This window comes from Pontibacter kalidii, assembly GCF_026278245.1.
GTDB classification, from domain to species: domain Bacteria; phylum Bacteroidota; class Bacteroidia; order Cytophagales; family Hymenobacteraceae; genus Pontibacter; species Pontibacter kalidii.
In genome coordinates this window covers 312501-326261 of sequence record NZ_CP111079.1, presented here as the reverse complement: position 1 = coordinate 326261, position 13761 = coordinate 312501, and the positions used below count along the sequence as shown (strand labels likewise).

The 13761-nt window shown below is 54.1% G+C and carries 10 protein-coding genes and 2 rRNA genes (1 of these 12 cut by a window edge); 1 reads left to right on the top strand and 11 read right to left on the bottom strand.

Features of this window, described 5'->3' with window-relative positions; genetic code table 11:
- Positions 1–66: 66 nt before the first annotated feature.
- The gene (locus tag OH144_RS01370; protein WP_266204492.1) at positions 67–2052 is read right to left on the bottom strand and encodes a biosynthetic peptidoglycan transglycosylase; all 1986 of its coding nucleotides are present in this window, start codon (positions 2050–2052) and stop codon (positions 67–69) included.
- 365 nt (positions 2053–2417) lie between these two features.
- Between OH144_RS01370 and purB the strand changes: the two genes are divergently transcribed.
- Positions 2418–3773 carry an adenylosuccinate lyase gene (purB, locus tag OH144_RS01365; protein ID WP_266204491.1) on the top strand — a complete coding sequence of 452 codons (1356 nt, stop codon included), beginning with the start codon at positions 2418–2420 and terminating at the stop codon, positions 3771–3773.
- Between the two features lie 87 nt (positions 3774–3860).
- Here the strand turns inward: purB and OH144_RS01360 are convergent, their stop codons facing one another.
- The 10 genes from OH144_RS01360 to OH144_RS01315 form a co-directional block, all read right to left on the bottom strand.
- On the bottom strand, positions 3861–4646 hold the full coding sequence (locus tag OH144_RS01360; RefSeq protein ID WP_266204490.1) for an NAD(P)H-binding protein: 786 nt from the start codon (positions 4644–4646) through the stop codon (positions 3861–3863).
- Positions 4647–4754: 108 nt separating this feature from the next.
- The gene (locus OH144_RS01355; protein ID WP_266204489.1) at positions 4755–5276 is read right to left on the bottom strand and encodes a GNAT family N-acetyltransferase; all 522 of its coding nucleotides are present in this window, start codon (positions 5274–5276) and stop codon (positions 4755–4757) included.
- A 101-nt stretch (positions 5277–5377) separates the two neighbouring features.
- Entirely contained in the window at positions 5378–6526 is a 1149-nt protein-coding gene (locus OH144_RS01350; RefSeq protein WP_266204488.1) for a glycosyltransferase, read from the bottom strand.
- The gene (locus OH144_RS01345; protein WP_266204487.1) at positions 6526–7500 is read right to left on the bottom strand and encodes a glycosyltransferase family 2 protein; all 975 of its coding nucleotides are present in this window, start codon (positions 7498–7500) and stop codon (positions 6526–6528) included. The genes OH144_RS01350 and OH144_RS01345 overlap by 1 nt, the downstream gene beginning before the upstream one ends.
- A gap of 3 nt (positions 7501–7503) precedes the next feature.
- Complete coding sequence (locus tag OH144_RS01340; protein ID WP_266204486.1) at positions 7504–8022, bottom strand: DUF4199 domain-containing protein; 519 nt, start codon at positions 8020–8022, stop codon at positions 7504–7506.
- A 28-nt stretch (positions 8023–8050) separates the two neighbouring features.
- Entirely contained in the window at positions 8051–8560 is a 510-nt protein-coding gene (locus tag OH144_RS01335) for a DUF4199 domain-containing protein (RefSeq protein WP_266204485.1), read from the bottom strand.
- Positions 8561–8622: 62 nt separating this feature from the next.
- On the bottom strand, positions 8623–9888 hold the full coding sequence (locus tag OH144_RS01330; RefSeq protein WP_266204484.1) for a dihydroorotase: 1266 nt from the start codon (positions 9886–9888) through the stop codon (positions 8623–8625).
- A gap of 1 nt (position 9889) precedes the next feature.
- Positions 9890–11896 (bottom strand): BatA domain-containing protein, encoded by a 2007-nt coding sequence (locus OH144_RS01325; protein ID WP_266204483.1) that lies wholly within the window; start codon positions 11894–11896, stop codon positions 9890–9892.
- Between the two features lie 410 nt (positions 11897–12306).
- Positions 12307–12418 (bottom strand): 5S ribosomal RNA (gene rrf / locus OH144_RS01320).
- 104 nt (positions 12419–12522) lie between these two features.
- Positions 12523–13761 (bottom strand): 23S ribosomal RNA (locus OH144_RS01315); it runs 1654 nt beyond the window's last position.

Sequence of the window (13761 nt, the reverse complement as noted above, 5' to 3'; positions counted from 1 at the left end):
TATACTTTATAAAAGCAAACAGCCCCTGCAACCGAAGCTGCAGGGGCTGTTTTATACTTCAGATCCTTAAAAATCGAGCATATCAATGGTCTCCAGCTCAAACTGGTTTGTGTCCTCCTCTATCATGGTCGTGTCCGGCGCGGTTACGATCAGGTCGCGGGCACGACCATAGAGGTGCACGTTCGGGTACAGGTTCTCGTATTCCTCCTGCGATATCAGGCCACGGCGGCGCATGATCCCCCCAAGCATACGGTAATACCCCGATTTCCAGCTACGCAGGTTGCCCTGGTTATCAAAGGAGGCGCGGTAGCGTTTCGGGCTCGGGATGATGCTGGTCAGAAAGATAGCCTCCGCTAGATTCAGTTCCGACGGTTGCTTGCCGAAGTAAAAGCGCGAGGCATCCTTAGCTCCGTACACATCCGGCCCCCACTCAATAATGTTGAGGTATACTTCAAACAGGCGGTTCTTCGACACCAGGTCCAGGTTCTCGATCAGCCACACGATTATGGCCTCCTCCACCTTGCGGGTGATGGTTTTCTGACGCGTCAGGAACACGTTCTTCACTAGCTGCATGGAGATGGTACTGCCGCCACGGGCAAAATCGCCCTCCTCCAGGTTCTTGATGATAGCCTGCCGGAACGCTTCCTCATGGAAACCGTTGTGGCTGTAGAAGCCCGCATCCTCGGCAGAAAGAATGGCATTGCGCAGGTAAGGCGATATCGTATGTATCGGCGCATAAAACGGATTGGCGGGCCCCACGGTAAACGTACGGATCGGCTTGCCATACTCATACATGGTATGCGTGAACGAGCTGTTTATCTTCTCTATGTTCGTCTTGCCCCACTCCACAATCTTGAAGTCTTCGGAGGCATCCAGGTCGGAGTCGAACACCACCTGCTCCACGCTGTCCATGTTCAGGTGGAAATTAAGGTCGTACTGTAGCCAGCCCTGGGTTTTTATCCCCTCCAGGTTCTCGAACAGGCCGGGCGGCAGGGAGCTGAAGAAATCGTTGCCCGGCACTTTCTCCGTCTTCACCTTGAGGTCAAATATTTTGGAGGTTTTGTTTTGATAGGAGGCGTATATGTTAGCGCGGGCCTTGTTAACGCGCACCTCCGTCAGGCTGTCCACCACAAAGAGGTTCTGGCCAAGCTTTAGCACATAATTTACGGCGCCCTCCACCACTTGTATGTCCTCATCGGCCAACTTCGGATGGTTCAGCATGAGGTTGTTTACCATGGCCGAGCCGCTCACGGTGAGCACGTCGTTGCGGTACTTTTTATCCTTCAGGCTCACGTGCAGCGTATCAAAGGCCACCATGGCATCAAATTTCTGCTGCACATAAGGCAGGCGGATACCTGCCGTATCGGCTGTATAGAGGCTGGCCGAGATATTATAGTCGCGCGCGTCGATGGTGCCCTTTACATGCAGGTTGTTCACCAGCGAATCGGTGCGCACATACACCTCCGAGTCAATTTTACCGTCGTTTATCAGCAGGTAGGGCATCCGCACGTCAATCGTGCGGCTAGTGGAAGTATACGAGGCGTTCAAGTTCTTGAAATCCACCTGGTCGGGCACGTTGTCGAAGGCGGTCTCGAGGAGGCGGTTGAGCAGCTGGCCGTAGTTGCGGCCTGCCTCCGTGGTATCCTTGGGCTGCTCCGGGGCCTTCTCATCCTTTTTCAGCAGGAAATCGAAGTTTGTCACGTCGCCCTTTTTGACGGCGGTCAGGTAGCTGTCGTTCACCTCCAGGCGCCTGAACACGACACGGCCCTTAAACAGGGAGCGGAAGCCCACGGTGGCGTGCACACTGTCGGTGGTAAAGAGGGTGTCAAGGCCGTGCGGCACCAGCGTGATATCGCTGAGCACCACGGCATTCCAATTGACAAAAGCTGCATTGCCGATGTTGAGGTCTACAGGGTAGCGGCTCTCTACTTTCGCGATAACGCGCTCCACCGTATAGCTCAGCATTTTACTCCGGAAGGCAAAAAGCAGCGCAAACAGGAGCACAAGGAAGGCCAGCACACCGCCAACCCACATGATAACTTTATTTTTCAAACGATGGTCCAAAGTATAGTCCGATGCGAATTAAGTAATAAGAATCTGTATCAAAAAAAGTGGCGTCAGGTAATAGGCACTTTTCTCTATATAGTCACTCATGAATTAGCCTATATACCTATTTTTACCACTTCTTACGGCTGCGGCCCCGTTAGGATATACCAGCCACGCCCCTATCCACAAGCTTAGTGCCAAAAAATATTGACGCACAACACCTTAACCCTGTTCAGATTCAATAAGTTGCGTCTACTTTCTGTGCGGCCGGCGCCCCCCGCACAAAGTATAAAGTATAAACGGGCGCCACAGAATTGGCTTTGTGTGGCAAAGGTGTGTATCTTTGAAGAGGAGAATCACATCCCCAAACCATGAACCTGACAACACTTACCGCTATTTCGCCGGTAGATGGCCGTTACCGCCGCCACACCAGCGACCTTGCCCCTTTTTTCTCGGAGTTTGGCCTGATCCGCTACCGTGTGCTGGTGGAGGTAGAGTACTTTATCGCGCTCTGCGAGCTGCCGCTGCCACAATTGCAGGATGTTAACGCAAGCCTGTTTCCGGAGCTGCGCGCCATTTACGGGAATTTTACGGAGCAGGAGGCCCTGACCATCAAGGAAACGGAGAAAACCACCAATCATGATGTAAAGGCGGTAGAATATTTTCTGAAAGAGAAATTTGACCAGCTGGGCCTGGGCGAGCATAAGGAGTTCATCCACTTCGGGCTCACCTCCCAGGACGTAAACAATACGGCTATTCCGCTCTCGCTGCGCGAGGCGCATGAGCGCGTGCTGCTGCCAACCTACCAAAGTATACTGCAAACCCTGCAGGGACTGGCGCATGAGTGGAAAGACGTGCCGATGCTGGCGCACACGCACGGCCAGCCGGCCTCCCCTACCCGTTTGGGCAAGGAGATCATGGTGTTTGCCGAGCGCCTGCAGCGTCAGCTGGACCTGCTGGCCCAGGTGCCTTTCTCGGCCAAGTTCGGCGGTGCTACCGGCAACTTTAACGCCCACCATGTGGCGTATCCAGGTATAAACTGGCCTGAGTTCGGCAACCGCTTCGTGCAGGAGCAGCTGGGCCTGACCCGCAGCCAGTACACCACGCAGATTGAGCACTACGACAACCTGGCCGCGTACTTCGACGGGCTGAAGCGCCTGAACACGATCCTGCTGGACTTCTCCCGCGACGTATGGCAATACGTGTCGATGGGTTATTTTAAGCAGAAGATAAAGGCCGGTGAGGTGGGTTCCTCTGCCATGCCACACAAGGTTAACCCGATCGACTTTGAAAATGCTGAGGGCAACCTGGGCATCGCCAATGCGCTGCTGGAGCACTTGTCTGCCAAGCTGCCTATCTCCCGCCTGCAACGCGATCTCACGGACTCTACGGTTCTTCGTAACGTGGGAGTGCCGCTGGCGCACGCGCTTATCGCCCTCAAATCCCTGGAGAAAGGGATTGGGAAACTGGAGCTGAATGAGGCCGCCCTGCACGCACACCTGGAGGACAATTGGGCGGTGGTAGCGGAGGGCATCCAGACAGTGCTGCGCCGCCAAGGCTACCCGCAGCCGTACGAGGCACTGAAGGAGCTGACCCGCAAAAACGAAAAGATGACTCAGGAGCGCATCCATACCTTCATCGACACGCTGCAGGTAAGCGAGGAGGTGAAGGCGGAGCTGAAGAAAATCTCTCCGTTTAACTATACCGGCGTGGAGCAGCTGATCTGATTTACTGAAGTATAAAGTTATAAATCCCCGGCAGTTTCGGCTTCCGGGGATTTTTGTTTTGGGTGGATTTATACTTGTAGCCGCGCTTTATACTTTGCCTCGTTGCAGGTCGTGCTGCAGGAAGTACGTTAGCGTAAAGCGCTCGTCAGTGCCTGGCTCGCGCTTCCCTATGCGCGGCTCCACCTCAAAGTCACCCTCGTTAAAAGGCCTGTAGAAGTGGATGTTCTCCGGAGTGTAGGGCAACTGCTGGTAGGTGACGCCGGCTGCCGCTGCCAGTTCCGCCATGCCATAATCACGCTCGCCCAGTAAAGCCTTTACCTCTTTACCTGTAAAATCCCGCTGCTGCAGATGGTTAGCAGCCTCAAAGGCCACTTCATAAGAGGAAACATAAGGTAGTTTCAGATTAGGCGCATAAGGCGTGTGGAGCCCCCAGTTCAGGTTCTCGAAAAAGTTTCCGCAGCGCAGGTGCAGCAGGTGCTGAGGCAAGTACCGGTTCAGTTCCTCTTCCAGCGCCACCAGCCTGGTTGGCTTGCCTGCTTTTTGGATGATGCTGTTGCTGATATTGACAATATGCGTTACTGCTGTGCCTTGCAGCAAACGCGCCAGCCTTTGCGCTGTGGCAGCAACATCTGTGAAAGCATCATCCGGCACGGTCAGCAACAACCTGTTGGCTTTCAGGAACGCCTGATGCAAAAAAGCGTCATCGTTAAAATCGCCTTCCCATACTTCCGCCTTGCCTTCAAATTGCCCTAAGCGGCTACGGTTGCGGCCTACTACGCCTACCTTAGCGCCTCTAGATAGCAGCTCTTGCGCCACTTTGCCGCCGATGTTGCCACCGGCGCCCAGCACCAGTATGTAATTTTCCTTTTTCATAGTTTTAGTTAGGAGTTATACTTGTAAGGCAAATTAAAACTGTAACTACAAAAGTATAAGCAGCTACCAGAAAAACAGCAGAAGGCGGACGCCAGAAAGCAGCAGGCCTTACCAGGGCAGCCCGTTTAGGTTAATGTATTTAGGGTTGTAAGGGGGCAGGTTGTTCGCCGGAAGCAGCATCACGTTAGAGTTGTAGATCTCCTCACCCGTTGGCTGATGATAGTATAACGCACAATCCTCTACTTTATACCACCCCGTGCGGCTGTAGAACGGCAACAGGGCGTCAGCACAGAGCAACAGAGCGTAGGCATAACCTAACTCCTCGAAAACAAGCTTTTCCGCCTCGCGCAAAACCTGGCTTGCATAGCCTTTGCCCCTGTTGTTCTTTGGTGTAATAACGTTGTTGATACCCGCTACTTTATACCTCTTCCCATCCATACTTACCTCGCGCAGTACCACATGGCAAACCGTAGCTACCTCGCCGTTCTCATACATCGTCAGCACCCACTCTGGCTGCGCCCACACACGCTCCTGCACAAAGGCAACGTGACCAAATTCCTCCTCAATAAGCTGGTTAAGAACGTTTCTGGCAGAAGGCGTTAACTCACTATATTTTTCAATCTTGATCATCCGCAAATATTTGCTGCAAATATATACCGATAACTATACTTCAGCGTACAGAGAGTGCTGTGTCAGCGAAAAATGAAGGTAATTTGTACGAAAGTAGGGTGCTAAACTTTCACCCGCTCCGCCAGTTCCCACACCGCCTGCACAAAGCGGCTCCAGCTAAAGCGCTTTTTATACTTGCTGATGTTCCCGGCAAGTATAGTCGCCTGCCCGGAAGAGTAGAAGTGATGAATGGCGGCGGCGATGGCCTGTGGCTGCGGCTCCACCACATAGCCCACCTCGCCGTGCGGCACCAGTTCCGAGAGGCCTCCCACGCGCGTGACCACCATCGGTTTGTCAAAATGGTAGGCCACCTGCGTCACGCCGCTCTGCGTGGCGTGTCTGTAAGGCTGCACCACCAGGTCGGCGGCGCAGAAGTAGTGGCGCACCTCGGCGTTCGGTATAAAATCGGTGCGAAGTATAAGCCGGTCCTGCAGCTGCAGTTGCTCGATGAGCTGGTGGTAGGGCGCGGCCTCCTCGTAAAACTCGCCGGCCACAACCAGCTTCAGGTTATGCAGCTCCTGCACCTGTGGATCGGCCATGGCCTGCAGCAGCAGGTCGAGCCCCTTGTAGGCACGGATAAAGCCGAAAAAGAGCAGGTAGTTATACTTTGGGTCCAGCCCCAGGGCGGCGCAGGCGGCCTCTTTAGTCTCGGCCTCGCCAAAGTTGTCGTAGAGGGGGTGCGGCAGGTATGCATTGGGCTTTTGCGGCTCAAATCGCTCCAGGTCCTGCTGCACAGCGCGCGACAAGGTTACGAAGCCGTGGCAGGAGCTGAGAAAATACCGGGTAAGGGGTTCATCGCCGGGGCGCTTCTCGTGCGGCACCACGTTATCGGTGATGGCCAGGATGCGGCTATACTTGTTGCGGCGAATAAGGCGGGCTATCGTGCCCAGCGCCGGTCCCATAAACGGCAGCCAGTACCGGAACACTACCAGATCAGGCTTTTGCTTTTTGATATACTGCCCCGCACGCCACCAACTAACAGGGTTGATGGAGTTGATGAGGACTTTTATTCGTAGCCCATCGGGCGCAGGCTCTGTGGTAAACTGGCTCTTGCCGGGGAAGAGAAATGAAGGGTATTGCAGGCGAAAGGTCACGATCTCCACCTCGCAGCCCGCCTCCTGGAAGGCATAGGCCATGCGTTCGTTAAAGGTGGCCATGCCTCCGCCCCGCAGCGGGTGCGCCGGCCCGACGATGATTACCCGCCTCGCCATTATTTTTTAATGGAGCCTACTTTGTCTCGGATCAGGTACTCGTTGCGCTTGCTTGACGCCATGGAGATCATCTCAGCCAGGAATCCGGCCAGAAACAGCTGCACACCAAGTACAACGGCCACCAGCGCCAGGAAAAACAGCGGCTGGTCCACAATGTCACGCACGCGGCCATCGGAGTATAGGCCAAACAGTTTCTGCACGATCAGCCAGATCGTAATGCCCAGGCCCATCACGAACATCAGCGTGCCCAGCGAGCCGAAGAAGTGCATCGGGCGCTTTTTAAAGCGGCTCACAAACGTAATCGATAGCAAATCAAGGAAACCGTACACGAAGCGCTCCAGTCCGAACTTAGTGGTGCCATACTTGCGTTCCTGGTGTTGCACCACCTTCTCGCCTATCCTGGTAAAGCCGTTCCATTTGGCGATAACCGGAATGTAACGGTGCATCTCGCCGTGTACCTCTATACTTTTAACCAGCAGTTGGCGGTAGGCCTTCAGGCCGCAGTTAAAGTCGTGCAGCTTTATGCCCGAAAGCCTGCGTGTGGCGCCGTTAAAGAACTTTGTAGGAATGGTTTTGCTCAGAGGGTCGAAACGCTTCTTTTTCCAGCCACTCACCAGGTCATACTTCTGGTGCTTGATCATGTCGTAGAGGGCCGGGATCTCCTCGGGGCTGTCCTGCAGGTCCGCGTCCATGGTAATGACCACTTCGCCCTCGCAGCGGCGGAAGCCCTCGTTCAGGGCGGCAGACTTGCCGTAATTGCGGTTAAAACTGATGCCCTTAACGGCTTTGTCCTCCTCACCCAGGGCGTTGATCACATCCCAGGAGCGGTCGGTGCTGCCGTCGTCCACCAGTATCACCTCATAAGAAAACTGGTGCGCATGCATCACTCTCCTGATCCAGCGCACGAGTTCAGGCAGCGACTCCTCCTCATTGAAGAGCGGAACTACTACCGAAATATCGTAAGTGTATTGCATGTTTTACTCAAACTCCGGTCGCGAGTTTTTCATCACCGCAGAGATGATCAGCGACAGGATAAACCCAAAAATCAACGTGATCAAGGCAGAACCGAGGATCACTGTGAACGGCCCCTGGAAGTTCTCAGCGATAGCCATACCCGCATCGATCTGCTCGTCGGTCATGCCATCCTGCAGCATCTGCACGCGCTGTTTCTCCATGATGCGGCTCATATAATCCGGATCCACAAACTCCATATACAGCCAGGACGAGATACCGGAAAGGAGGCCGTAAACAACTGAAACAATCGAGCCAATACCCAATCCCTGGCCATACGACATGAAACCATTGTTTTCCTCCTTATAGTTCTTCATGGCCATCACGATACCTCCTATCAGAATAAGGTAAGCGAGGCTGGAGATCCAACGGTTCTCTGCCATGCCGGACACCATCAGCACCAGGGTAAAAATAACGCCGATCAGCGCAAAGATGAAGCCCCACTTTAAGGCAACAGATCCAACGGAAGGTTGTTTCTCAGTCATAGTTGATGTGTTATAGGTTTAGATGAAATTATTTCCGGAAAAACACGGCAGCCACCAGCGCGAAGATGCTGCCCACAATCAACCTCCACAAAAAGAAATCAGCGGCCTGTGTCGTAGGCGTCAGGTTCTCCAGCGCCTCATACACGCCCCTGTACGACTCCTCCCCTAGCAACTGCACCTGCTGCTCCCGCGTCTCCTCCATCAGGGCCTGCATCTCGGCGATATGGTTCTGCAGGATTTCAGGCCCCACCAGGTATATCAGCGCCAGTACCAGCAAGGCAGAGGTCAGGGCCGTATAAAATGCCACCGCCAGACCTACCCGCAGTCCCCTGCCAAACGTCAGCTCTGTATCGCTATACTTTTTATAGTTCCGGATGGCCAGAAAGACGAAGATCGGAATCGGTAAATAGGAGATCCTGCCCATGTCGCCGAAGGGATTGTAGCCTGCAACGTATAGCAGCGCCACCAGGGCAAAGCAGATGAGGCCGCTCAGCACTCCATACCGTATACCAATCCGCACAATTGTTTGATTAAACATAGTCTCTCCCTCGGGCAAATACGGCACAGGGCCTACCCTACCTTAATATAGGTATAAATATATTAAAAAGAATCGTTGAGCACTAACTGCCCCTTATGTATTGTTCCCAGTACACGCCCTTTCAACTCACGGCCAAAGAAGGGGCTGTTGTGCGATTTGGATCTGCTTTTATCCACCGACGGTACCCAGGTCTGCTCGGGGACGAAGATGGTGAGACTTGCCGCCTCGCCCACTGCCAGGCACGCCTCAGGCAAGCCAAGTATGCGGCGCGGGTTGCTTGTCAGTTTCTCCAGCAGCTGCTCCAGTGGCAGTTCCAACGTGGTGTTCGCCACCGCAAAGGCTGTCTCCAGGTTTATGATGCCGAACTCCGCCAGGTCAAACTCCAGCTTCTTTGCTTCCACGTCCTGCGGCATATGGGCCGATACCAGTGCATCGATGGTACCGTCTTTCAAGCCTTCTTTTATGGCTGCCGCATCGGTTGAGGTACGGAAGGGCGGCGTTACTTTATAGTTGGTGTCGAACGGCTCCATGGTCTCATCGGTAAAGGCAGCCTGGTAGCTGGCCACGTCGCAGGTTACCTGCAGCCCCTCTTCCTTCGCCCTGCGGATAGCCGCTACGGCAGCCGCTGTGGAGATAAGCGAGAAGTGCAGTTTGCCGCCTGTGTAGCGCAGCAGCTGCAGGTCACGGGTAATGGTTACCTCCTCCGCCAGGGCCGGGATGCCTTTCATCCCCAGGCGGGTGCTGGCCTCGCCTTCGTGCATCTGCCCGTTCTCGGTAAGGCGCGTATGCTCCGGCCTGTTCAGCAGCAGGCCGTTAAAAGGCTGTAGGTACTGCAGCGCCTTCAGGATCACGTCTGCGCCCTGCAAGGGGTGCGTGCCGTCTGTAAAAGCCACAGCCCCCGAGCGGTGCAGGTCGATCATCTCTGTCAGGTCTTTGCCTTGGGCATCAACGGTTACAGCAGCGGCGGGCAGAAGCGTTACCGGCAACGTGTGGGTTTTGTGTTTGATGAAGTTAATGGCGCCCTTGGTCTGCACCACCGGCTCGGTGTTCGGCAACAGCAGCACCTCAGTAAAGCCTCCGGCGGCAGCGGCGGCGGCCAGGCTCTCCAGGTCTTCCTTATACTCCAGCCCCGGCTCACCGGCATAGGCCTGCATGTCCACCCATCCCGCCGATACGCAGAGACCATCGGTCGCAATTACTTTATCTGCCTGCTGCTCATCAGGCCCAATGTAGGCAATAGCGCCGTTCTCGATAAGGATGTTCTGCTGCTGCAGGTGGAACTCGGATTGGGGATTGTAAATAGTTGCTGCTCGGAGAAGTACTTTCATGTCAGAGGAATCTAATAAGTGCTATTTCGGCCATCAGGAAAAACAGACACAATATTAGGCAATATTTCCAAAGCTTGACGCCAAAATATCGTTTTTCAAACTCACCTTTCACCGAAAACGCATCGCCGTAGTCGTACACGTGCACGTTTGGCCGGCCCTTGCCCAGCAGCGTGCGGAGTTCATCGGGGCTATACTGCTCCAGGTAAGACTCCTCCTTGCCGTAATTAAAAGCCAGGGTAGCCACTGCGGAGTCCTGCAACTGCAACGTGTAAAAACCTGCTTCGCTCATGTCCGGAGGCACATTAAAGTATAGCCTGCCCCCGCGCACTTGCTGCTCAGGTATAAAGGCGAGGCTATCTCTCCTGAGTTCGTACACGCCTTCCTGCCTGGATTGCACCGACGCAGGTAGTTGGATGGTCCCTCCTCCCAAAGTATACGCCAGCTGCTGCGCTTGCTTATAGCTGCTGATAGCCAGCCTGTACATAATGGGAACAAAGAGCGCATGGTTAGGCAGTGCACTATAGTTTTCCTGCAGCGGTGCGGCCATAAGGTAGACAAAGCCGCTGCCCCTGTCGAAACGGGAAAGGAACGGTGCACCGCCTTTATACTTGAGGATGTCATCCGATGCCCTGGTCCAGGCTATACTTCTGCCGGCAGCCGGCATCTGCATCTCGGCATCAAAATCAGAAAAGATACTCCGGAAGAAGGGGTTATTGGGGTCCGGTGCGGCCAGGGAGGTCTTGGCAACTTCGGCACCTGAGCCTGTAAAAGAGGCAGGCAGGTTCAGACTCTGGAAAAGCGCGGCATAAGCCCCTTTATCCTGATCGGCAGGTGGAATTATACTTAGGCTCCCTCCTTCATTTACATAGTTGGCCGCAGTTGCCGCCAGCGCTGCCGATAGCGACTCTACTCCATTTAGTATGACTATGTCAGCGGCAGCCAAGGTGGCATAATCTATACTCCCGCTCCGGAAAGAGGCGAACCTGAAGAATGGCTCGTTGCCATACAGGCGCTGCAGTTCAGAGTTCTGGTTATCTGTAACCTCAACAACCTTGATGGGAGCAGAGGGAGCCAGCACGAAGTAATACGTATTGTCGAACTCTACCGGGTAGTCCTCTACCTGAACATAAGCTTTCGTTGCCCTGCCTGCGGATGCCTTAAAAGACATCACCGCTGCGGTTGATTGCTTTGCCGGCAGATCTATACTTAGTGCTGATGCCTGTTCCTCCTGTATAAAAAGTTTTACAGGCACATCTTCCACCGCCTCCGATCCTGTGTTCGTCAGCAGCACATGCAGCCTGTTCTCTGCGCCGGGTCTTACAAACTCATCCTCCAGGTAAACAGAATCTATGGTGATGTTGGATACGTTGGCGGCAGCCAAGGGGACAAGATGCACCTGCGTAAGTGAATCAGCAGCATCCAGTACAGCTGGCGAAAAGTTGTTCTTCTGAAAGTCCGAAAGTATGAAAATATGGCTGGGTTGGCTTTTTAGCACTTGGGAAGGCGTAAACCTTTTTGCGGAGAAATCAAGCCGATCAAGAATGGCTGCAGCTTCACCCTTCTGTACAGGCGCTCCGTGGTTTAGACTTTCTGTGCCCGATAGCCTGAAAGCAGCGGAAGCGGGGAAAAGATCAGTTATAACCTTGGCTTTATCCGTAGCCACATGCAGAAGTGTCAGGTCTTCCTCCATGTGCAGGTTCTGCATGCTAAAGGAATTATCTACTGCTATGCCTACATCTGATCCATCAGTAGCCATTGCCGCATCGGAGGCTGGCAGAAAGGGCTGCGCAAAAGCCAGCACAAGAAACACGATAAAAAGAACCCGGCAGAGGAGTATGAGTAGTTCCTTCAGGTTGCGTTGGCTTGCCGTAAGATCCTTCGATACCTGGATGAACCTGACATTACTGAACATGACCCGTTTGGCACGCCTTAACTGCACCAGGTGAAGTATAATCGGAACAGCCACAGCTGCCAGTGCAAACAGAAAGGATGGGTACAGGAATGCCATAGCTCAAGTTAAAGAGGCGCAGGTGAAAAAACAACATGCCCCCAGAGCTATACTTTAATTTCTGTTGAGAAGTTAGAAGATGAAGAAAAACAGGAGGAGCACCTAACTACTTTAATCCTGCAAGGGTAAGGCCGTAAAATTCTAATGCTATTGAGTAGAAGGCTTCCTGCTATGTTGTAAAGATGCTTGATCGGAGTTGTAAAGATGCTGATCGGAATAGAGAACCTGATCAACCCCAGGTTTATCAACAGCTAGCCTGTTGGCAAGTACAGGATCCGCTTGAGAAGCCCCGATCGCTAAGGTTGGGGCTTTTTCTGTGGCTTGGCTCGGCGCCGGCCTTGGAGGTGGGGGGTGGGGGGAGGAAAAAGAAAAAAGGGGCAGCGGGATTTCTCCTGCTGCCCCTTTGTTGGGGTTGGCGGCCACCTACTCTCCCGGGGGTGAACCCAGTACCATCGGCGCTCCCGGGCTTAACTGCTCTGTTCGGAATGGGAAGAGGTGCTCACCGGGGCCATAGCCACCATTATCGTCGGCACGGCTGTTATGCGTGCGCAATGCTTTGTAGACATGATATGTGGGGGAGAGATGAAAAAAAAAGGTGAGAGCGGCGGGCCGGTAAAGCCGGGGCCTGTAGAACGCGCCCGGGCAATTAGTACCGCTCGGCTTTGCTATTTCTAGCTTTACACCTGCGGCCTATCAACGTCGTCGTCTTCGACGGCCCTTCCAGGGAGATCTCATCTTGGGGCGGGTTTCGCACTTAGATGCTTTCAGCGCTTATCCCGTCCGAGCGTAGCTACCCTGCGCTGCGGCTGGCGCCACAACAGGTCCACCAGAGGCTCGTCCAACCCGGTCCTCTCGTACTAAGGTCAGGACCCCTCAAATCTCCTACGCCCACAACAGATAGGGACCGAACTGTCTCACGACGTTCTGAACCCAGCTCGCGTGCCACTTTAATCGGCGAACAGCCGAACCCTTGGGACCTTCTCCAGCCCCAGGACGTGACGAGCCGACATCGAGGTGCCAAACCTCCCCGTCGATATGAGCTCTTGGGGGAGATCAGCCTGTTATCCCCAGAGTACCTTTTATCCTTTGAGCGATGGCCCTTCCATACGGAACCACCGGATCACTATATCCGCCTTTCGGCCCTGCTCGGCTTGTAGGCCTCACAGTCAAGCTCCCTTGTGCTATTGCGCTCTGCGCACGGTTACCAAGCGTGCTGAGGGAACCTTTGAAAGCCTCCGTTACTGTTTTGGAGGCGACCACCCCAGTCAAACTACCCACCAAGCACTGTCCCCCTCTTTGAGAGGTTAGGCGCCAAGCAACTCAAGGGTTGTATTTCAAGGACGGCTCCACGATGCCTGGCGACACCGCTTCACAGCCTCCAACCTATCCTACACATGAGTTACCCAGCGTCAATGCTAAGCTATAGTAAAGGTTCATGGGGTCTTTCCGTCCCGTTGCGGGTACTCGGCATCTTCACCGAGACTACAATTTCACCGAGCTCACGGCTGAGACAGCGCCCAGATCGTTACACCATTCGTGCAGGTCGGAACTTACCCGACAAGGAATTTCGCTACCTTAGGACCGTTATAGTTACGGCCGCCGTTTACCGGGGCTTCGATTCAATGCTTCGCCTTGCGGCTAACATCCCCTCTTAACCTTCCGGCACCGGGCAGGTGTCAGGCCTTATACTTCATCTCTCGATTTCGCAAAGCCATGTGTTTTTGTTAAACAGTCGCCTGGGCCTTTTCACTGCGGCTTCTCTGGTTGCCCAGAGGAAGCACCCCTTCTCCCGAAGTTACAGGGTCATTTTGCCGAGTTCCTTGGCCGTGATTCACTCGAGCACCTTAGGATTCTCTCCTCGACCA

Bases quoted from the DNA above. Each gene is read 5' to 3' on its own strand.
- purB (WP_266204491.1), top strand. From the start codon at position 2,418: ATGAACCTGACAACACTTACCGCTATTTCGCCGGTAGATGGCCGTTAC.
- OH144_RS01360 (WP_266204490.1), bottom strand. From the start codon at position 4,646: ATGAAAAAGGAAAATTACATACTGGTGCTGGGCGCCGGTGGCAACATC.
- OH144_RS01355 (WP_266204489.1), bottom strand. From the start codon at position 5,276: ATGATCAAGATTGAAAAATATAGTGAGTTAACGCCTTCTGCCAGAAAC.
- OH144_RS01350 (WP_266204488.1), bottom strand. From the start codon at position 6,526: ATGGCGAGGCGGGTAATCATCGTCGGGCCGGCGCACCCGCTGCGGGGC.
- OH144_RS01345 (WP_266204487.1), bottom strand. From the start codon at position 7,500: ATGCAATACACTTACGATATTTCGGTAGTAGTTCCGCTCTTCAATGAG.
- OH144_RS01340 (WP_266204486.1), bottom strand. From the start codon at position 8,022: ATGACTGAGAAACAACCTTCCGTTGGATCTGTTGCCTTAAAGTGGGGC.
- OH144_RS01335 (WP_266204485.1), bottom strand. From the start codon at position 8,560: ATGTTTAATCAAACAATTGTGCGGATTGGTATACGGTATGGAGTGCTG.
- OH144_RS01330 (WP_266204484.1), bottom strand. From the start codon at position 9,888: ATGAAAGTACTTCTCCGAGCAGCAACTATTTACAATCCCCAATCCGAG.
- OH144_RS01325 (WP_266204483.1), bottom strand. From the start codon at position 11,896: ATGGCATTCCTGTACCCATCCTTTCTGTTTGCACTGGCAGCTGTGGCT.